Source organism: Nocardioides astragali (genome assembly GCF_024436375.1).
Classification (GTDB): Bacteria; Actinomycetota; Actinomycetes; order Propionibacteriales; family Nocardioidaceae; genus Nocardioides; species Nocardioides astragali.
The window spans coordinates 90,064-109,566 of the sequence record NZ_JAFMZM010000002.1 but is presented as its reverse complement, the minus strand read 5'-3'; the positions used below and the strand labels follow the sequence as shown (position 1 = coordinate 109,566).

Sequence of the window (19,503 nt, the reverse complement as noted above, 5' to 3'; positions counted from 1 at the left end):
CAGCCGCCGACCGATGCCTACAGTAGCCGAAAGCGCTTACGAAAGCGCTTACGTTCAGTGTAGAGGAGCGACATGAAGGTCACCATGCACCACCGCCTCGGCGTCCTGGCCCTGGCTTCCTGCCTCACCCTCACGGGGTGCATGAGCTCCGGCTCGAGCAGCAGCGGCGACGACGGGGACGGCCCGATCACCATCGGCATCTCCCTCCCCCTCACCGGCGACTTCAGCGAGCCGGGCAAGGGTGTGCAGCGCGGCTACGAGGCCTGGGCCGACTACGTCAACGAGAACGGCGGCCTGCTGGGACGCGACGTCGAGCTCAAGATCCTCGACGACCAGTCCAACGCCGACCGCGTCGCCTCCGACTACGAGAAGCTGATCAACCAGGACGGCGTCGACCTCGTCTTCGGGCCGTTCTCCACCCGCTTGGTGGTGCCTGCGGCCCAGGTCGCCAAGGACTACGGCTTCCTCTTCGTGGAGCCGGCCGGTGCGGCCGAGGAGGTCTTCACCCAGGGCTTCGACAACCTCTTCTACGCCGCCCCCGCGGTCGCCGACGACCACTACAACTACCTCGCTGACGCGATCGAGGCACTGCCGGAGGCCGACCGGCCGAAGACCGCCGCCTACGCCGCGATGGACGACCCCTTCGCCATGGGCACCGCCTACGGGCTCAAGACCCGCCTCGAGGAGATGGGGGTCGAGACCGTGGTCGACGAGGTCTACCCGCCCAACACCACCGACTTCGGCTCGATCGCGGCCAAGATCGCCGACAGCAAGGCCGACGTGGTCGTCGGGGGCACCCAGTACCAGGACGCGGTCAACATGATCGTCGCGCTGCGCCAGCTCAACTACCAGCCCAAGATGGCGGCCTTCTCGACCGCGCCGACCAACCCGGAGTTCCCGGAGGCGATCGGCAAGGAGACCGAGGGCATCTTGTCCCCGACGGGCTACACACCGGAGGCGGACTACCCCACCAACGCCGAGTTCGTGGAGTACTACACCGAGAAGAACGGCACCCCTCCCGCCGAGGACGAGGCCAACGCATGGACCACGGGCCAGGTCGTGGCGGCCGCGGTCGAGGCAGTCGGCTGTGCCGATCCCGACCCCGAGTGCCAGCAGCAGCTCATCGACTGGCTGCGGGAGAACGAGGTCGACACCGTCGTCGGCCCGCTGTCCTGGGACGCGGAGGGCCGGCCGGAGGGCGCCCACCTCATCCAGCAGTACGTCGACGGCAAGATCCGCATCGTCCTGCCGGAGGACGCGGCAGAGGCCGACCTCATCCTCGAGAAGCCGCACTGGTGACGGGTCACCTGACCCACCGAAAGGCATCCTGATGTCCCTGTTCTTCCAGAGCGTGGTGCTGGGCGTGCTGCTGGGCGGGCTCTACGCCCTCCTGGCGGCCGGCCTCACCCTCTACTTCGGCGTGATGCGGGTGGTGATGATCGCCCACTCGGCGTTCCTCATCCTGTCCGCCTACCTCGCGTGGTGGTTCACCACGGAGACAGGCCTCGACCCCCTGCTGTCGCTCGTCGTGACCGTCCCGCTGTTCTTCGTCGCCGGTGTCCTGATGCAGCGGCTGCTCATCTCGCGGCTGCGGCCGGCGACGCTGACGATGATGTCGGTGCTGCTGACCTTCTCGGTGGCACTGGTCATCGAGGGAATGCTCGGCTTCGTCTTCAGCGGGACCCAGCGCCGGATCCGGCTCCCCTACAGCGGGGACAGTCTCGAGCTGTTCGGCGCCAACATCGCCGTCGTGAAGCTGATCGCGTTCGGGCTGGCGGCCGTCTCCCTCGGGGCGCTGTTCCTGATCCTGAAGAAGACGCAGTTCGGCCAGGCGCTCCGGGCCACGATCCAGCACCCCGACGCCGCCCGCCTGATCGGCATCAACACCGACCGGATCGCCGGCTACGGCTTCGGGCTGGGGCTCGCCACCGCCGCCATCGGCGGCACCGCGCTCGCCCTGGACTCGACGATCTACCCGTCCCTGCACTGGCACTGGATCGGCCCGCTGATGGCGATCATCGTGGTGGGCGGTCTCGGCAGCATCCCGGGCGCCGCCATCGCGGCGATGCTCCTCGGCCTGGGGCAGAGCCTGCTGCAGATCCCCCTGGGGACCACCTGGGCCCAGACCATCTTCTACCTCGCGCTGTTCGCCACCCTCATGGTGCGGCCGCAGGGATTCTTCGGAGGTCGTCTTGCGCAACGCTTCTGACCCCACGTCGGACTCCACGTCTGACCCCACGTCGGACTCCACGTCTGACCCCACGTCTGACCCCACCGTCCGCACGGACGCCGGCTCGAGAGGTCGCGCGGTGCTGCTCGCCAAGGGCATCGGCCTGCTGGTGCTCGCCGCCGCCGTCCTGTCCTTCCCCAGCCTCGCGCCCGACGCGTTCATCCTCTCGGTGGGCGTGGTGATCATGAGCTACGCGGTCCTCGCCACGTCGTGGAACTTCGTCGGCGGCTTCACCGGCTACATCTCGCTCGGCCACGCGGCCTACTCCGGCCTCGGCGCCTACGCCACCGCCCTCCTGGTGATCCACACCTCGCTCAACCCGTGGGTGGCGATGCTCCTCGGCGGCCTGCTCGTGGCGGCCCTCGCCGTACCGATCGGCATCGCCAGCCTCCGCGTCCGCGGCGCGTCGTTCGTGATCGTCTCGATCGCGATGGTGCTGATCCTGCTGCTGGTCTTCCAGTCGTGGGGCGAGGTCACCGGCGGCTCCAACGGGCTACGTGTCCCCCGTCCCTTCGACGAGTCGGTGCTCCGCCCGGAGCAGCACGAACGCTTCTTCTACCTCCACGTGGCCCTGCTCGCAGTGGCACTCCTCACCTGGTGGGCGATCGACCGCTCCCGATTCGGCACCGGTCTCAAGGCCATTCGCGAGGACGAGGACAAGGCGCAGTCGCTGGGGGTGCCGACCTTCAACTACAAGCTCGTGGCGTTCATCGTCTCGGCGTTCTTCACCGCTCTCGGCGGAGGGATGTACGCCCTGTGGTTCGGCTTCCTCGACCCGATCTTCCAGTTCTCGATCCTGGTCGGCTCCTACATGGTGCTGATGAGCCTGCTCGGCGGCATCCGCAGCCTCTTCGGCCCTCTTCTCGGCGCGGTGATCGTCGGCTACGCCGTCGAGTTCTTCAAGAACCAGTACGGCGACACCCAGTTCCACCTCGTCGCCATGGGCCTGCTGCTCGGCATCGTCGTTCTCTTCATGCCGGACGGCATCATCCCGGCGCTCTCGTCGCTGATCAACCGGTTCAGCCCGCAGGCCGCCTCCATCCGTGAGGTCAGTGCCGGTGAGCTCGCCGAGCAACGCAGAGCGGCGGCGAGCGAGGGCAAGGACCTCGACGCCACCGAGGCCGAGCCGACCGACAGCCTCCCCGAAGGAGCGAAGCGATGACCGAATCCGCGGGCAGCACCGCGACCGACACCCGCATCGGCCTCGCGACCGAGGGCCTGACCAAGAGGTACGGCGGCGTCACCGCCGTCGACGGCGCCTCCGTCCAGTTCCACCACGGCAAGGTCAACGCCCTGATCGGTCCGAACGGGTCGGGCAAGACCACGTTCTTCAACTGCGTGACCGGGATGATCAAGCCCGACTCCGGTCGGGCGACCTACCTCGGCGACGACATCACGGGAAAGGCCTCGCACCGGATCGCCCGCGCGGGGATCGGCCGCAGCTTCCAGCTCTGCCGGATCTTTCCCCGGATGACGGTGATGGAGAACATGCTCGTCGCCGTCCGGTCCACGAGCCTGCGCCACGTCCTGGCCCCGTCGCGCAGCGCGGGCGAGCTCGACCGGGCCCGCGAGCTCCTCGCCCGGGTCGGCATCGACCACCTCGAGAACAGCGAGGCCCGAGACATCTCCTACGGCCAGCAGAAGCTGCTGGAGCTCGCAGGAGTGCTCATGGCCGACCCGGAGACGATCATGCTGGACGAGCCGGCGGGTGGCGTGAACCCCGCCCTCATCGACCGCATCGCCAGCCTGGTGCGCGACCTCAACGCCGAGGGCAAGACGTTCCTCATCGTCGAGCACAACATGGAGCTCGTCATGAGCCTGTCGGACCACGTCGTCGTCTTCGACCGTGGCCGCCAGATCTGCGAAGGCCCGCCGTCGGTCGTGCAGAACGACCCCCGAGTCCTGGAGGCCTACCTTGGCATCTGACACCCCACCCTCGACCGAGTTCCTGCTCGAGCTCACCGACATCCAGGCCGGCTACGGCCGAGCGGCCCTCGTGCTGCGCGGGCTGACCGTCCAGGTGCCGCCGGCCACCGTCGTCTGCCTGGTCGGCCCCAACGGCGCCGGCAAGTCCACCGTCCTCAAGGTCGCCAGCGGCATGCTGACCCCGCGCTCGGGGACGATCCGGGTCGCCGGCAAGGACGTCACCAAGAACTCGCCGCAACAGATGCTGACGGCCGGCCTCTCGCACGTCCTGCAGGGACACAGCGTCTTCAAGGAGATGACGGTCTCCGAGAACGTCCTGCTGGGCGCCTACTCCGTCAAGGACAAGTCGGTCGTCTCCGACCGGGTCGACTTCGTCAAGTCGCTCTTCCCGGTCGTCGCGGACAGGTGGAACGCCCTCGCCGGTGCCCTGTCGGGTGGCCAGCAGAAGCAGGTCGAGTTCGCCCGCTCACTGATGGTCAGCCCCCAGGTCGTGCTCCTCGACGAGCCGTCGATGGGCCTCGACCCCAAGGCCACCGGCACGGTCTTCGAGCAGGTGGTGCGGATGCGCGACGCCGGCACCGCCGTGCTGCTCGTCGAGCAGAACGCGCGCCGCGCGCTGGAGACCGCCGACCTCGGCTGCGTCCTCGACCTCGGCCGCGTGCACATCCAGGGACCGGCCGACGAGCTGCTGCGCGATCCCCAGCTGGCCGAGCTCTACCTCGGTGGCCGTCCGGCGACCACCCCGACCCACTGACTCGACGTACCTCCAGGAGACCACTGTGTCCGACACGACCTACCGCATCCTCATGAACGGCGTCACCGGCCGGATGGGCTACCGCCAGCACCTGCTGCGCTCCATCCTCGCGATCCGTGAGGACGGCGGGATCCCGCTGCCTGACGGCAGCCGTCTGCAGGTGGAGCCGGTGCTCGTGGGCCGCAACGCCGACAAGCTCGCCCGGCTGGCTGCCGAGCACGGCATCGCCGACTGGTCCACCGACCTCGACACCGCGCTGGCCGAGGACCCGGCCACGATCTACTTCGACGCGCAGGTCACGAGCGAGCGCAAGAAGGCGATCCTCAAGGCCGCCGCGGCCGGCAAGCACGTCTACACCGAGAAGCCGATCGCCGAGTCCGTCGACGAGGGCAACGAGCTCGTCGACGCCGCCAGGCGCCACGGGATCATCAACGGCGTCGTGCACGACAAGCTCTACCTGCCGGGACTGATGAAGCTCAAGCGGCTCGTGGACTGCGGCTTCTTCGGCCGGATCCTCTCGGTGCGCGGGGAGTTCGGCTACTGGGTCTTCGAGGGCGACTACCTCGCGGCCCAGCGACCGAGCTGGAACTACCGCGCCGAGGACGGCGGCGGCATGGTCCTCGACATGTTCTGCCACTGGAACTACGTGCTGGAGAACCTCTTCGGCCGCATCGAGGCCGTGACCGCCAAGGCCGTCACGCACATCCCCGAGCGCTGGGACGAGCACGGCGAGCGCTACGACGCGACGGCCGACGACGCGGCGTACGCCATCTTCGAGCTCGCCGGCGGCGTCATCGCCCAGGTCAACTCCAGCTGGGCCGTGCGCGTGGAGCGCAAGGAGCTCGTCGAGTTCCAGGTCGACGGCACCCACGGATCTGCCGTGGCCGGCCTGTTCAACTGCCGCATCCAGCCGCGCGAGTCGACGCCGATGCCGGTCTGGAACCCCGACCTCCCCACCACCGAGGACTTCCGCTCGCAGTGGAACGAGATCCCCGACAACCAGCAGTTCGGCAACGGCTTCCGCGCCCAGTGGGAGGAGTTCCTGCTGGACGTGCACCACGGACGACAGCACCCCTACGACTTCGCTGCGGGCGTGCGCGGCCTCCGGCTCGTCGACGCCGGCCTCCAGTCGTCCGCCGAGGGTCGCCGAATCGAGATGCCGTGACTGCCACCACCACCACGCGGTCCGGCCACCGCACCACCGTCGCGATCCCCACTGCCGACGGCGGGTGGCGCGACGTGCAGATCCGCGAGCCGCGCGAGTGGCAGCACCGACCGGGCGGCTCGACCAGCCGGGTCGCGTTCGCGGCCGCACACGTCGTGGCGGACCCGCGCGGCGAGAACGTCCCGGGCTCCCCCGCCGTCGTCGACTGGGACTCGACGCTGGCCTTCCGGGCCCACCTCTTCTCCTACGGCTTCGGCGTCGCCGAGGCGATGGACACCGCCCAGCGCAACATGGGCCTGGACTGGCCGGCGGTGCAGGAGCTGGTCCGGCGCAGCGCCGAGCAGGCCCGCGACCACGGCGCCCGCGTCGCGTCCGGCGCCGGCACCGATCACGCCACCGCTCTGGCCACGCTCGCCGACGTGCGGGAGGCCTACCTCGAGCAGGTCGCGTACGTCGAGTCGTGCGGCTCACAGGTCATCGTGATGGCGTCGAGGCAGCTCGCCGCCCTCGCCCGCACCCCGGACGACTACCTCGGGGTCTACGACGCGGTGCTGAGCCAGGTGCGCGAGCCGGTGATCCTCCACTGGCTCGGCGAGGCCTTCGACCCGCAGCTGCGCGGCTACTGGGGAAGCCCGGACGTCGACGCGGCCACCGCGACGTTCCTCGACCTGGTGCGCGCCCATGCCGACAAGGTCGACGGGGTGAAGGTGTCGCTGCTCTCCGCGGACCACGAGATCGGCCTGCGGGCGGCACTGCCTGCGGGCGTCCGGCTCTACACGGGCGACGACTTCAACTATCCCGAGCTCATCCGTGGTGACGGCACGCACCACTCCGACGCCCTGCTCGGAGCGTTCGCCGCCATCGCGCCGGCCGCCGCGGCGGCGCTCGCCGCCCTCGACGAGGGCGACCTGGCGACGTACGACACCGAGATGGCGCCGACCCTGCCGCTGTCGCGGCACGTCTTCGAGGCGCCGACCTGGCACTACAAGACCGGAATCGCCTTCCTGTCGTGGCTCGGCGGGCACCAGCCCGGCTTCACCATGGTCTCGGGGTTGCAGTCGGCCCGCAGCGCCGTCCACCTCGGCCGGCTCTACGAGCTCGCCAACGACGCGCAGCTCCTCCCCGACCCCGACCTGGCCGCGCACCGCCTCGGGGTCTGGCTCGAGGGAGCGGGGATCGTCCGGTGACGGCCACCGAGCAGGCACTCGACCTCGACGTCCCGAGCGGCGTCCCGGCTCGCACGGCCACGCCCCCTCCGGGCGACGCCCGCCTGGCGCGGCTCTCGCTCAACCAGAAGACCGTCGACGGCTGGTCGCTGCGCGAGGCGATCGACGGCTGCGTGGCCGCCGGGATCCCGTCGATCGGGGCCTGGCGCGAGCCGGTGGCCGAGGTGGGCGTCACCAGCGCGGCGGGGTGGTTGCGCGACGCCGGCTTGCGGGTCTCCTCGGTCTGCCGAGGCGGCTTCTTCACCACCGCTGATCCGGCCGAGCAGCGCATGAGGCACGACGACAACATGCGCGCCCTCGACGAGGCGGCCGAGCTCGGCGCCCCCTGCCTGGTGCTGGTGCCCGGTGGGCTGCCCGCCGGCGACCGCGACCTGGTGCGTGCGCGCGCCCGGGCCGCGGCCGCGATCGAGGCACTGGTCCCCCACGCCCTCGACGTCGGGGTCCGCCTGGCGATCGAGCCGATGCACCCGATCTTCGCCGCCGACCGCGGCGTCGTGTCCACGCTCGCCCAGGCTCTCGACCTGGCAGAGCCGTTGCCGGTCGAGGCGGTCGGCGTCGTGGTCGACACCTTCCACGTCTGGTGGGAGCCGGGGATCGAGGAACAGATCGCTCGCGCGGGAGACCGGATCGCGAGCTACCAGGTGTGCGAGTGGATCACTCCGCTCCCCGCCGACACCCTGCTCTCCCGCGGGATGATGGGCGACGGTCACATCGACTTCCCCCACCTCACCGCCTGTGTCGCCGCTGCCGGCTACCGCGGCGACGTCGAGGTCGAGATCTTCAACGCCGAGGTGTGGGCCGCCGACGGGCATGCCGTCCTCGCCACCTCGGCGCGCCGCTACGTCGAGCTCGTGGAGCCGCACCTCTGACCTTCGGCACCGCCGGTGGAAGCACTCGCACCCCAACTCGGAAAGGACGTGAGCAGATGTTGCACAGACGGAGGACGATCGCACTCGTGGTCGGAGCGTTGGCCGTCTGGCCCGCGGCCCCGACCGGAGCCGCCACGGACGCCGTGCTGGAGGCGGGGCCGGAGCAGGTGCACGTCGTGGCACCCGCCACCCCCGAGCACTGGGACCCGCTGACGGACAGCCTCTGGGACTACGACGGCAACCAGCTCGTCCTGACCAGGCCCGGCACCAACCCCAACGACGGCGTACGCCGCCCGTTCGAGTACGCCGTGGTGACCAAGGGCCCCGAGCTCACCGACGTCAGCGTCCAGGCGGAGGTGCGGCTCGACGAGTCCGTGCAGGTCAGCAACCGCGACGTGATCATCATCTGGAACTACCAGGGGCCGAAGCGCTTCTACTACGCGCACTTCTCCCAGGACAACACGATCTATCCCCACAACGGGATCTTCGTCGTCGACAACGCCGACCGCCGTCGCATCGACGACCAGTGGACCGGCACGGTCGGCGCCCCGCCGGCCGTGACCGACGCCGAGTGGCACGACGTACGCGTCGACTACACCGCCACCACCGGGGAGATCGAGGTGTACGTCGACGGCGCGAGCGAGCCGCTCATGACCGCGACCGACACCACGTTCACCGGCGGACGCGTCGGCTTCGGCTCCTTCGACAACTTCGGGCGGACCCGCCACGTGCATGTCGTCGGGACCCCCAGCCCTGCACCCGCCACCTCATGATCCCCGCTGGTCCCCGGTCTGCCCGGGGACCAGCGAGGGCTGCCACGACCGGCCAGGGCCGTGTCAGCAGTTGTGTCACCAACCACCCACCACAGTAGGGACGCACCATGCGAAAAGCATCCTGGTGGGTCTCCGCGGTCACGGCCTCCGTGCTCGCAGCGACCCTCACCCCGTCACTGACCTCGGCCTCTGCCGAGGACGCCGGGTCCGGGCCCGGGGCTCCGCCGATCCCGCCCGACCCCTCACCCTCCACCCTCGGCCTCGTGCTCGAGGAGTACGCCCAGCTGCCCGCCTCGACCCCCAACGGGCCGTGGACCGACGTCCGCATCGGCACCCGGCACAACCGCATCAACCACATCGGCGAGCTGCCTGACGACTCGGGCCGTCTCTACGTCCCCGACCTCAACGGCAACCTCTACCTCCTCGAGGACCGTCAGCCGTCGGTCTACCTCGACGTGAAGGCGCAGTTCCCTGAGTTCCTCGCATGGCGCGGCCTCGGCTCCGGCTTCGGGTTCGTGGCCTTCCACCCCGAGTTCGCCGAGAACGGGAAGTTCTACACCACGCACACCGAGAACCCGACGGCTCCCGGAGAGCAGACCTATCCGGGCCAGCCGCTCCGCTCGAGCGGCGTCCAGAGCGTCGTCACCGAGTGGACGGCCGACGACCCGACGGCTGACACGTTCTCCGGCAGCAGCCGCGAGCTCTTCCGCTACCGCTTCGCCGGCCAGATCCACGCCATCCAGCAGATCGACTTCAACCCGACCGCCGAGCCCGGCGACGACGACTACGGCCTGCTCTACCTCGCCGTCGGCGATGGCGGCTACGGCGTCGAGAACGACATCCCGCAGCGGCTGTCCGACCCGTCGGGCAAGATCCTGCGGATCGACCCGGCCGGCACCGACTCGCCCAACGGCGCGTACGGGATCCCGGACACCAACCCCTGGGTCGGCGAGCCCGGTGCGCTCGGCGAGATCTGGGCGATCGGCATGCGCGACCCGCACCGCTTCAGCTGGGATGCCGAAGGCAAGCACGAGATGTTCCTCGGCCACATCGGCCAGCGCGCCATCGAGGCGGTCTACGAGGTCGACGGCGGCGACGACTTCGGCTGGCCCGACGTCGAGTCGCGCCTGGACTACCAGAACGACACGCAGTGCCGCCTCGACCCGATGACCGAGGAGCAGGCCGCCAAGGGCTACGACTTCCCGGTCGCGTCGTACGCGCACGAGACACCCGCCAACTGGAGCTGCAACGCCGACTCGGGCCACGCCATCTCGGGTGGCCACGTGCACCGCGGCGACCTGCCCGGGCTCAAGGGCAAGTACGTCTTCGGCGACCTGGTCAAGGGCGAGGTCTACTACGCCACCGCCGCGCACCTGCGCGACGACTCCGACCGCGAGGCCACCGTGCAGGAGATGCAGCTCTACGACACCTCCGGCACGCGGATGCGGATGTCCGACTTCGTCGGCGACGGCCGCGTCGACCTGCGCTTCGGCACCGACTCCGATCGCAGCCTCTACCTCCTGGCCAAGGCCACCGGGACGATCTGGAAGGTGGTCGACACCAGGCGCGCGCCGGTGCCCCAGGACGTCGAGCCGACCCTGCAGGACGCCCTGGTGGCGGCGTACGACTTCGAGCACCCCTTCGCCGCCAACGACTCCTACGAGGTGGACCAGGGGCCCAGCCGCACCCTCATCCGGCTCGTCAACGGCGGTGAGCAGATGCGCGTGGACGACGGCGCCTACCCCGGCTCCCTCAACGCGCTGCAGCTGCACAGTGCCGCCGAGTCGCCCACGGGCCAGGCCTGGAAGGCGGGGATCTACGAGAGCGATGCCGACGGAATGGCCTCGCTGTCGCGCTTCGCCGGCGCCGAGGGCATCACCGTGATGGGCTGGTTCAAGATGGACGGCACCAACCCGACGCCCGGCTACAACGCGATCGGCCTGGCCGGAGTCCTCTCCGGCAACTCCGACGGGCACGGCGTGCGCGCCCTGCTGGAGCTGATCCAGGTCAACGGTGAGCTCAAGCTGGTCGCGCTCGGTCGCCGGCTCGACACGGGGTCGTCGCAGACCTTTGCGGCCTCGGCGCCGTGGCAGGAGCTGCTCCCGGACGGCGAGTGGGTGCACCTGGCCGCGACGTTCGACTACACGACAGGCACCATGGCCCTCTACCGCAACGGGGAGGCGGTGGACGGCTTCTACACCAACGCCGGTGACCCGTGGCAGGTCGACGGCACTGGTACGTCGCCGACCAACCCGCGCGGCATCAAGATCGGCGGCTCGTTCCCGCAGAACGGGACCGAGCGCAACCCGTGCAACTGCCGCATGGACGGGCTGATGTTCCTCGACGAAGCGGCCTCGGCCGCCGAGGTGGCCCGGCAGCACCGCCGGCTGCTGCGGTAGTCGGCACCGTCAGCACCGGACCTCGGCCCGGGAGGCAGGCACCACGTCCTGCCTCCCGGGCCGCACCCGTCGGTCCAGTCCGGCTGCCGGTCTCGTCCGCAGGTCTGGCGAACTCCACGCCTCTCGCCCATGATGCAGGGACTGATACCTCTGGGAGGGGACATCGATGAGGCTTCCGCTGCGGTCGTGGGCAGGGAGGGCGGCCGTTGCCGCCGCCGGAATCAGCGTCGCCGTGGCGGCCGCGGGGACCGTGCCGGCACAGGCACGCCCGGATGATGCCCGCACCACCGTGACGGTGATGACCCGCAACGTCTACCTGGGGGTCGACATCCAGCGCCCGATCAGGGCAACGGCCGGCAAGACGGGCCTGGACGCGCTGGTGGCTCTCGGGAACTCGAACGTCGAGACCCGCAGCATCGTGGACCAGACGAACTTCCCGCGGCGCAGCGAGCTGCTCGCGGCCGAGATCGCTCGGACGAGGCCCGACCTCGTCGGCCTCCAGGAGGTCGCGCTGTGGCGGAGCGGCCCCCTCGAGCTGCCGCCCCCCTTCGGCTCGACGCCGCTGGGGACGCCGAACGCGCAGGAGGTCGACTACGACTACCTCCAGCTCCTGCTGCAGGACCTGCGCCAGGAAGGCGTGCCCTACAAGGCCGTGGTGGTCCAAGACGAGATGGACCTCGAGTCTCCCGCCTTCCTCGGCAACCCGGCCCTCGGGACGGTCAGCCAGGGTCGCGACATCCGGCTCACCATGCGCGACGTGATCCTGCTGCGCGCCAGCAGCACCCTGCGGGTGCTCGACAAGGGCAGCGCCCAGTACGACACCAAGGTGCCGGTGAACGTCGGCGGCTCGACCCTGAACATCATCCGGGGATACGGCTGGGTCGACGTGGCCCAGGGCTCCGGCACGTCGTTCCGCTTCGTCAACACCCACCTCGAGGCCTTCAGCTCGCTCGCGGCACTCGGACAGACCCAGGAGCTGCTGGCCGAGACGACGGCTGCGGACCGCACCACCGTGATCGCGTGCGACTGCAACTCCGACCCGTTGAACAACACCACCAAGCCGACCGACCCCATACCCGTGCCGCACTCGGCGCCCTACCGGCTCATCACCGGGGCAGGTGGTTTCACCGACATGTGGCTGGAGTGGCTCCCCGCCAACCAGGGGTGGACGTCCGGGCTCAACGAGCGGGTCGACGAACCGGCGCCGGGCAGCTGGACCCACCGCATCGACATGGTCTTCGCCAGGCCCGGACCCGGTCAGCACCTCGACGTGGTCGCGGGAGAGGTCACCGGCGACGAGCCGGCGGCCAAGGATCCTGCCACCGGTCTGTGGCCCTCCGACCACGCCGGCGTCGTGCTGACGATCTCCGGCGCCCGCAGCTGAGGCCAGCCCGTCACCGCAGAGCGGGCCGCACGTCTCCCTCGTGCTCGAAGGCGGGATGGCGGGTGCCGACCTTGCGCGCCGCGGCCAGGTGTCCGCCGAGGTACGCGCCGACCCCGGAGACCGCCGAGCCCACCAACGCCAGGGACACGCCTGCCCGGTGCCGACCCTGTCGACGCGCCACGTAGGACGCCGCGTACGTGCCGATCGCGACCGCGTTGGTGGCAGCGTGGACGAGTCCGACACGCTGCTCACGCGGCCCAGCCGCCGACCACTCGGCCCACCCGGCCCAGGCCGTCGGTCCCACCGCGAGCAGACCGGTGGCGACGAGTCGCTGGGCTGCGGGAGCCGAACCGCGCCCTCCGAAGAGGTCCAGGACAGTCGCCGAGGTCCAGGTGCCGATGACCACGTCGGTGAGCTGCGGATGCAGTGCATGACCGAGCCAGTCACCCCGCAGGACCGAGCCGCGGATGCCCGACCCGAAGAGTGAGGCGACACGGGGCTCCAGCGTTCGGACCGCGCGGTCCAGGGCCGTGGTCTCCTCGAGGCGTCGGACCCCTCGCACGAGGACGTTGGGCTCCATGTCGTCCCTCCCTACCGTCTGACCCAGGGGCCGAACGTCCGGCGACCCGGCGCCCAGTCCACGGTGCCCGTGGTCTCGTCCTTGAACCGGACGGCGACCCTGACTGTCCCGGGGTCGCCCAGGCAGCGACGCGGGACACGGATGGACACCGGCTGGTCGGCGAAGATGTCGGCGCGGGCTCGCAGGCCCGGGCACGGCACGTTGCGCGAGGGGCGGTCGCTGAAGGAACGCACCAGTCCCAGCGCGTCGTCGAAGTCCGAGTTGGCGTAGAAGGCGACGTGATAGTTCGGGCCCGGGCCGCGCCCGGCGTCGATCCAGAAGGAGTACCGCTGTCCGGCTGCCAGGGGGACGGCCGACCGGACCCGCACCGTCACGGCATCGCGGTGCACCACGCGTACGCGGGAGATGTCCACGAAGGTCGAGTCGCCCACGGGGTCGTCGACCGCCCGCGTGTCCGCCACCGCCGGGCCGGAGACTGTGGCCACGACCATGCCCAGGGTCATGCCCAGCGTCGTCCGCACAGACACTGCACGCGTGCGCCGCGACATTGCGACCATGACCTACCCCGTTCCCGAAGCGACCTGCCGACCTCCATCGTGCTGCGCGGGGACGCTCCCGGCAAGGGTTGCCCACGAAGCGGTGGTAGGACACTCCGACCGGTAGATTCGGGCGGTGCCCGACACCCGCCCCCGCCGTACCTTCGCCGTCATCAGCCACCCCGACGCGGGCAAGTCCACCCTGACCGAGGCGCTGGCCCTGCACGCGCGCGTGATCACCGAGGCCGGCGCCGTCCACGGCAAGGGCGACCGGCGCGCCACGGTCTCGGACTGGATGGCGATGGAGAAGGCACGCGGCATCTCGATCACGTCGGCCGCCCTGCAGTTCGTCTACCGCGACCACGTGATCAACCTGGTCGACACCCCGGGCCACAGCGACTTCTCCGAGGACACCTATCGCGTCCTCTCGGCGGTCGACTCCGCGGTGATGCTGGTCGATGCGGGCAAGGGGCTCGAGCCGCAGACCCTCAAGCTGTTCAAGGTCTGCGCGCTGCGCGGCATCCCGGTGATGACGGTGATCAACAAGTGGGACCGTCCCGGGTTGTCGGCCCTCGAGCTGATGGACCTCATCCAGGAGAAGATCAAGCTCCGGCCGACTCCGCTCACCTGGCCGGTCGGTGAGGCCGGCGACTTCCGCGGCGTCCTGGACCGCCGGACGGGCGAGTTCGTGAAGTACACCCGCACCGCCGGTGGTGCCACCCGCGCCCCGGAGCGACGGATGGCGCCCGCCGAGGTCGAGGAGTCCGACGCCGACCTGTGGGCAGCCGCGGTCGAGGAGCACGAGCTGCTCACCCTCGACGAGGCCGACCACGACCAGGACCGCTTCCTCGCCGGGGAGACCACCCCGGTCATGTTCGCCTCGGCGCTGCAGAACTTCGGCGTCGCCCAGCTGCTCGACCTGCTGCTCGACATCGCCCCCGATCCCAGCCCGACCGTTGGTGTCGACGGGGCGGTGCGCCGCGTCGACGACGACTTCAGCGCCTTCGTCTTCAAGGTGCAGTCGGGGATGAACAACGCCCACCGCGACCGCCTCGCCTACGCGCGCGTCGTGTCCGGGACGTTCGAGCGGGGCATGGTCGTCACCCACGCCACCACCGGACGCCCCTTCGCGACGAAGTTCGCCCAGTCGGTCTTCGGCCGGGAGACGACGTCGGTCGAGACGGCAGCGCCCGGCGACATCATCGGCTTCGTCAACGCCCAGGCCCTGCGGGTCGGCGAGACCGTCTACGTCGGCGACCCCATCGAGTACCCGCCCGTCCCGAGCTTCGCGCCCGAGCACTTCGTGACCGCCAGCGCCGGCGACATCGGCCGCTACAAGCAGTTCCGGCGCGGCATCGAGCAGCTCGACCAGGAGGGCGTGGTGCAGGTGCTGCGCTCCGACCTCCGCGGCGACCAGAACCCGGTCCTGGCAGCCGTCGGCCCGATGCAGTTCGAGGTGGTCGAGGACCGGATGACCAACGAGTTCAACTCCCCCATCCGCTTCTCCCGGCTCGACTACCAGGTCGCCCGCCGGACCGACGCCGCGGGCGCTGCCGCGCTCGCAGGGATCCGGGGAGTCGAAGTCCTCGAACGCAGCGACGGCACCCACCTGGCGCTGTTCGTCGACCAGTGGCGCGCGATGGTCACCGCGCGGGACAACCCCGACGTCATGCTCGAGGCGCTGCCCGCCGGCGGGAGCTGACCGGGCGGTTCATCCACCCTTCCTCGTCCCGGCGTAGGGCGTTTCCTCCCGGCGACCCGGGACTCCGGGCCCATGACGCCCGCAGGTCGGCTGCCGAACGATCGGTGCATGCACACGACGATCGATCGCACCCCCAGGGTGGTGGGCACCACACCCCACGCCGCGCCTGAGCACATGCTCGACATCCAGGGCCTCCGCGCCGTCGCGGTGCTGCTCGTCATCGCCGACCACGCGGGCGTTTCCTGGCTCACCGGCGGGTTCGTCGGAGTGGACGTCTTCTTCGTGCTCTCCGGCTACCTGATCACTCTCCTGCTCCTGCGCGAGGTCGAGTCCCGGGGTGGCGTGCGGATTGGCGACTTCTACGCCCGGCGCGCCCGGCGCATCCTGCCGGCCGCCACCCTCGTCCTCGTCGCGACGATGGCGTACGCCGCTCAGGTCGCCTCGGTGTCGCAGGTCCAGCGGCTGCGGGACGACGCGACCTGGTCGGCCCTCTTCGCCGCCAACTTCCACTTCGCCGAGCTCGGCACCGACTACTTCGCCCAGGGCCGTGCCCCCTCGCCCTTCCAGCACTACTGGTCGCTGGCCGTGGAGGAGCAGTTCTACCTGGTGTGGCCGGCCCTGCTCGCGATCGTGGTCCTCGTCCTCCGGAGGAGTCGTCCGCGTGGCGCCAGGACGGTCATGAGCGGGCTCCTGCTCGTCGTGGTCGTGGCGTCGCTGGCCTGGTCGGTGTGGACCACGAGCACGGCGCCCGGCCCCGCCTACTACTCGTCCCCCGGGCGGGCGTGGGAGCTGGCGATCGGCGCCCTGCTCGCGGTGCAGCGCCCGCGCCTCGGTGCGCTGGGACCCAGGGCACGGACGTGGCTCTCCTCAGCCGGGGTCGCGGCGATCGGCGTCTCGGCGATCGCGTACGACGCGGGCTCGCTGTTCCCCGGCTGGCGCGCGCTGCTCCCCGTGCTCGGCACCGCGGCCGTCGTGGTCGCCGGAGCCGGCGGCTCGACGATCGTCAACCGGGGCCTCGGCACTTGGCCCCTGGTCCGGCTGGGTGACCTGTCCTACTCCCTCTACCTGTGGCACTGGCCGTTCCTGGTGCTCGGCCCCCTGCACCCCGCCGTGCCCGAGGGCCGCACCGGGACGGTGGTGCTGGTCCTCCTCACGCTCGTGGCGTCCTTCCTCACCTTCCACCTCGTGGAGAACCCGTTCCGCCGCGGCGGTCTGTTCCGCTCAGTCCGCCGCGCTCTGGTCCTCTGGCCCGTCGCGCTGGGCCTCGTCCTGATCACGGTCGACCAGTCCGAGCAATGGGCCACCACCCAGCTCGAGGCCCGCCTCGCCGGAAACGGGATCCCCATCCCGGAACTGGCGGCCCCCGCGGCGGCGGAGCGTCACCACGGCAAGCCGGACCAAGGACCTCCCCGCCCGACCCTGGCCGAGCGCATGACCGGTGCCCTGCGGGCGGCGAGCTCGGCCGAGCCTGTGCCGTTCCCGCTGGTCAACCTGGCCGACCCCACGAAGGGCAGCCTGCTCGGAGAGGAGTGTCGGGCAGACCCTCCCGAGGCCTCCACCGCCGTGTGTCCCCTGGGCGCCGACCGCGCCCGCAGGACGATGGTGGTCCTCGGTGACTCCCAGGCCGGGCAGTGGCTCCCTGCGCTCGACCGTCTGGCCGAGCGCAGCGGGATCCGGGTCCTGCCTCTCATCAAGCTCGGATGCCCGCCGTTCGACGTACCGGTGGTGGACGGCGGAGGAGCGGACTTCTGGCAGTGCACGCAGTTCCGGGAGTGGGCGCACGCCTACATCGAGCGCGAGCGCCCGGAGCTCGTCGTGATCGCCTCCGAGGCGATGTCGCCGCGCCTGCGTCCTGCTCCGGGACTGGCCCTGGACACGACCTGGGCACGCGGGGTCGACAGCACCCTGCGCCGACTCAAGGGGCTGGGCGCGCGCGTCGTGGTCGTGGCCGACACCCCCGACCTCGCCTTCGACCCGGTCGACTGCCTGACCGCCCCCGGCTCCCGCCTCGACGATTGCGTCGGAGCTCCTCACGCAGGGCTGGAGGCGGCGAATGCCCTCACCCGACGGGTCGCCCTCGACGGAGGGGCCGGCTTCGCCGACGTACTCGAGCTGCTCTGCGTGCGCGGCCGGTGTCCCCTCGTGGTCGACCGGACAATGACGTTCTGGGACTACTCGCACGTGTCCCCCATGTGGTCGGCCGCCCTGGCCGGCGACTTCGAGACGCTCTACCGGCAAGCCCTCCGCGAGCTGCGTCAGGCCTCGTAGACGCACTCCCCGTCGATCCAGGTCGACCGCACCCGCGCAGCGCCGATCTCCTGCGGGTCCTGGAACGGGTCGCGGTCCAGGACCACCAGGTCCGCCACGGCGCCGGGACTGATGGTGCCGGCGTCGTCGCGGTGGTTCACCCACGCCGATCCACTCGTGTAGGCGGCGAACGCGGTCTCGATCCCGAGTGCCTGGTCCGGCAGGAAGGGCTCCGTGCCGGCGGGGGCCGGCTCGCCGTAGGAGGTGCGGTGGACGGCCGTGTGGATGGCGGCGAGCGGATCGGGGGTGCTGACCGGCCAGTCGCTCCCGGCGACGAGCCGGGCACCGGCGGCGTACAGGTCGCCGAAGGGGTACTGCCGACCCCCGCGCTCGGCTCCGAGGAACGGGATCGTCAGCTCGGTCATCTGGTCGTCGTTGCAGGCCCAGAGCGCCTGGATGTTGGCGGCGACCCCCACGTCCCGAAAGCGGGCGAGGTCGTCGGGGTGCACGAGCTGGAGGTGCGCGATGTGGTGCCGGTGTGCCGGGTCGGTGCCCTCGAGCGCGTCCAGGGCCTCCCGCACGCTCCTGTCCCCCAGTCCGTGGAAGTGGACCTGGAACCCGAGGCCGTCGAGCTCACCGACGTACTGGCGCAGGCGTCCCGGCTCGACGAAGGACAGCCCGGAGTTGCCCGTCGCGTGGCCGCACCGGTCGAGGTAGGGCTCGACGAGAGCGGCGGTCCCGTTCTCCGCGATGCCGTCCTGCATGATCTTGACGGCTGTGGCCGCGAACCTGCCGTGCGTGTACGCCTCGCGCTTGGCGAGGAGCTCCGCGACCTGCTCGGTGCCCCGTTCCCGGTCCCACCACAGGGCACCGACCACCCTCCCCGTGAGGTCGCCGGCGGCGGCAGCCCTGGCGTACGTCGGGCCGGCGTCCCGCATGCCCGAGTAGGAGCCGACGATGGCGTCCTGCCAGCTGGTGACGCCCAGCGAGTGGAGGTAGCGCTGGCCCTCGAGGAGGGCGGCGTACAGCTCGGCGTCGTCCGCGGGCGGGAGCACGTCGGCGAGGAGCTGCATCGCGCCCTCGTGGAGGACACCCGACGGCTGCCCGTCGGCATCGCGCTCGACGTGACCGTCCGCCGGGTCGGGGGTGCGCGCGGAGACACCGGCCGCCAGCAGGGCAACCGAGTTGACCCACAGGCCGTGGTGGTCGCGGTTGGCGAGTGCCACGGGACGGTCGGGCACGACCTCGTCCAGCTCGCGTGCGGTCGGCAGGCCGCCGGGGAACGCCGCCATCGCCCATCCCCCGCCCTGGATCCAGTCCAGGTCGCGATGCGCGTCCGCGTAGTCGCGGATGTGCTCGAGGTAGGCACCCCGGTCGGCCTCGAGTCCGCTGAGGTCGCAGCCGAGGCGCTCGAGCCCGCCCTGGACGGGGTGGACGTGGGCATCCGTGAAGCCGGGCAGCAGGAGCCCACCGGCGACGTCGACGACGCGCGCCCCGACCGGCGTCGTGTCCGCGCCGATGCCGATGATCCGGCCGCGGTCCACGACGACGTCACCGACCTGCCCGCGGTAGGCGACGCCGTCGAAGACGGTCGCGTTCTGGAAGACGGTGACGCTCACTGCTGTCGCCCCTCGACGTCGTGGATGACGGAGTCGATTCTGCACCGCGACAGGACGCGACCAAACCCCGGACGGGGCGTTGCACCTGGCCGC

Annotated in this window: 16 protein-coding genes; 13 read left to right on the top strand and 3 right to left on the bottom strand. The window is 70.8% G+C overall.

The window, feature by feature from the left end:
• The first annotated feature begins 72 nt into the window (after positions 1-72).
• From J3P44_RS05645 to J3P44_RS05595, 11 genes are all read left to right on the top strand, one after another.
• Positions 73-1,299, top strand: a complete 1,227-nt coding sequence (locus tag J3P44_RS05645; RefSeq protein ID WP_255889276.1) for an amino acid ABC transporter substrate-binding protein — start codon at positions 73-75, stop codon at positions 1,297-1,299.
• A gap of 31 nt (positions 1,300-1,330) precedes the next feature.
• On the top strand, positions 1,331-2,209 hold the full coding sequence (locus tag J3P44_RS05640; RefSeq protein ID WP_255889275.1) for a branched-chain amino acid ABC transporter permease: 879 nt from the start codon (positions 1,331-1,333) through the stop codon (positions 2,207-2,209).
• 100 nt (positions 2,210-2,309) lie between these two features.
• The gene (locus tag J3P44_RS05635; RefSeq protein WP_255889274.1) at positions 2,310-3,392 is read left to right on the top strand and encodes a branched-chain amino acid ABC transporter permease; all 1,083 of its coding nucleotides are present in this window, start codon (positions 2,310-2,312) and stop codon (positions 3,390-3,392) included.
• The gene (locus J3P44_RS05630) at positions 3,389-4,156 is read left to right on the top strand and encodes an ABC transporter ATP-binding protein (RefSeq protein WP_255889273.1); all 768 of its coding nucleotides are present in this window, start codon (positions 3,389-3,391) and stop codon (positions 4,154-4,156) included. The genes J3P44_RS05635 and J3P44_RS05630 overlap by 4 nt, the downstream gene beginning before the upstream one ends.
• Positions 4,146-4,910, top strand: coding sequence for an ABC transporter ATP-binding protein (locus J3P44_RS05625; RefSeq protein WP_255889272.1), 765 nt, complete (start codon positions 4,146-4,148; stop codon positions 4,908-4,910). Before J3P44_RS05630 ends, J3P44_RS05625 begins: the two co-directional genes overlap by 11 nt.
• A gap of 25 nt (positions 4,911-4,935) precedes the next feature.
• On the top strand, positions 4,936-6,075 hold the full coding sequence (locus tag J3P44_RS05620; protein ID WP_308212220.1) for a Gfo/Idh/MocA family protein: 1,140 nt from the start codon (positions 4,936-4,938) through the stop codon (positions 6,073-6,075).
• Positions 6,072-7,262, top strand: coding sequence for a dihydrodipicolinate synthase family protein (locus J3P44_RS05615; protein WP_255889271.1), 1,191 nt, complete (start codon positions 6,072-6,074; stop codon positions 7,260-7,262). The genes J3P44_RS05620 and J3P44_RS05615 overlap by 4 nt, the downstream gene beginning before the upstream one ends.
• On the top strand, positions 7,259-8,170 hold the full coding sequence (locus J3P44_RS05610) for a sugar phosphate isomerase/epimerase family protein (RefSeq protein WP_255889270.1): 912 nt from the start codon (positions 7,259-7,261) through the stop codon (positions 8,168-8,170). Before J3P44_RS05615 ends, J3P44_RS05610 begins: the two co-directional genes overlap by 4 nt.
• A gap of 86 nt (positions 8,171-8,256) precedes the next feature.
• A complete protein-coding gene (locus J3P44_RS05605; protein WP_255889269.1) occupies positions 8,257-8,943 on the top strand; it encodes a hypothetical protein in 687 nt (228 codons plus the stop codon).
• Between the two features lie 107 nt (positions 8,944-9,050).
• Positions 9,051-11,342: a PQQ-dependent sugar dehydrogenase gene (locus tag J3P44_RS05600; RefSeq protein WP_255889268.1), complete on the top strand. Its 2,292-nt coding sequence runs from the start codon at positions 9,051-9,053 to the stop codon at positions 11,340-11,342.
• 166 nt (positions 11,343-11,508) lie between these two features.
• Positions 11,509-12,726 carry an endonuclease/exonuclease/phosphatase family protein gene (locus J3P44_RS05595; RefSeq protein WP_255889267.1) on the top strand — a complete coding sequence of 406 codons (1,218 nt, stop codon included), beginning with the start codon at positions 11,509-11,511 and terminating at the stop codon, positions 12,724-12,726.
• Between the two features lie 10 nt (positions 12,727-12,736).
• Here J3P44_RS05595 and J3P44_RS05590 read toward each other — a convergent pair whose 3' ends face one another.
• Both J3P44_RS05590 and J3P44_RS05585 read right to left on the bottom strand, forming a co-directional pair.
• Entirely contained in the window at positions 12,737-13,306 is a 570-nt protein-coding gene (locus tag J3P44_RS05590; protein WP_255889266.1) for a DUF2231 domain-containing protein, read from the bottom strand.
• A gap of 11 nt (positions 13,307-13,317) precedes the next feature.
• Complete coding sequence (locus tag J3P44_RS05585) at positions 13,318-13,809, bottom strand: hypothetical protein (RefSeq protein ID WP_255889265.1); 492 nt, start codon at positions 13,807-13,809, stop codon at positions 13,318-13,320.
• A gap of 169 nt (positions 13,810-13,978) precedes the next feature.
• Between J3P44_RS05585 and J3P44_RS05580 the strand changes: the two genes are divergently transcribed.
• Entirely contained in the window at positions 13,979-15,544 is a 1,566-nt protein-coding gene (locus J3P44_RS05580; protein WP_255889264.1) for a peptide chain release factor 3, read from the top strand.
• 108 nt (positions 15,545-15,652) lie between these two features.
• The gene (locus J3P44_RS05575; RefSeq protein WP_255889263.1) at positions 15,653-17,812 is read left to right on the top strand and encodes an acyltransferase family protein; all 2,160 of its coding nucleotides are present in this window, start codon (positions 15,653-15,655) and stop codon (positions 17,810-17,812) included.
• On the opposite strand, the gene J3P44_RS05570 is transcribed toward J3P44_RS05575, so the two are convergent.
• Positions 17,800-19,410: an amidohydrolase gene (locus J3P44_RS05570; RefSeq protein WP_255889262.1), complete on the bottom strand. Its 1,611-nt coding sequence runs from the start codon at positions 19,408-19,410 to the stop codon at positions 17,800-17,802. The two genes, J3P44_RS05575 and J3P44_RS05570, sit on opposite strands and share 13 nt — an antisense overlap.
• Between the last annotated feature and the right edge of the window lie 93 nt (positions 19,411-19,503).

Bases quoted from the DNA above. Each gene is read 5' to 3' on its own strand.
- J3P44_RS05590 (WP_255889266.1), bottom strand. From the start codon at position 13,306: ATGGAGCCCAACGTCCTCGTGCGAGGGGTCCGACGCCTCGAGGAGACC.
- J3P44_RS05575 (WP_255889263.1), top strand. From the start codon at position 15,653: ATGCACACGACGATCGATCGCACCCCCAGGGTGGTGGGCACCACACCC.
- J3P44_RS05645 (WP_255889276.1), top strand. From the start codon at position 73: ATGAAGGTCACCATGCACCACCGCCTCGGCGTCCTGGCCCTGGCTTCC.
- J3P44_RS05595 (WP_255889267.1), top strand. From the start codon at position 11,509: ATGAGGCTTCCGCTGCGGTCGTGGGCAGGGAGGGCGGCCGTTGCCGCC.
- J3P44_RS05600 (WP_255889268.1), top strand. From the start codon at position 9,051: ATGCGAAAAGCATCCTGGTGGGTCTCCGCGGTCACGGCCTCCGTGCTC.
- J3P44_RS05630 (WP_255889273.1), top strand. From the start codon at position 3,389: ATGACCGAATCCGCGGGCAGCACCGCGACCGACACCCGCATCGGCCTC.
- J3P44_RS05640 (WP_255889275.1), top strand. From the start codon at position 1,331: ATGTCCCTGTTCTTCCAGAGCGTGGTGCTGGGCGTGCTGCTGGGCGGG.
- J3P44_RS05585 (WP_255889265.1), bottom strand. From the start codon at position 13,809: ATGACCCTGGGCATGGTCGTGGCCACAGTCTCCGGCCCGGCGGTGGCG.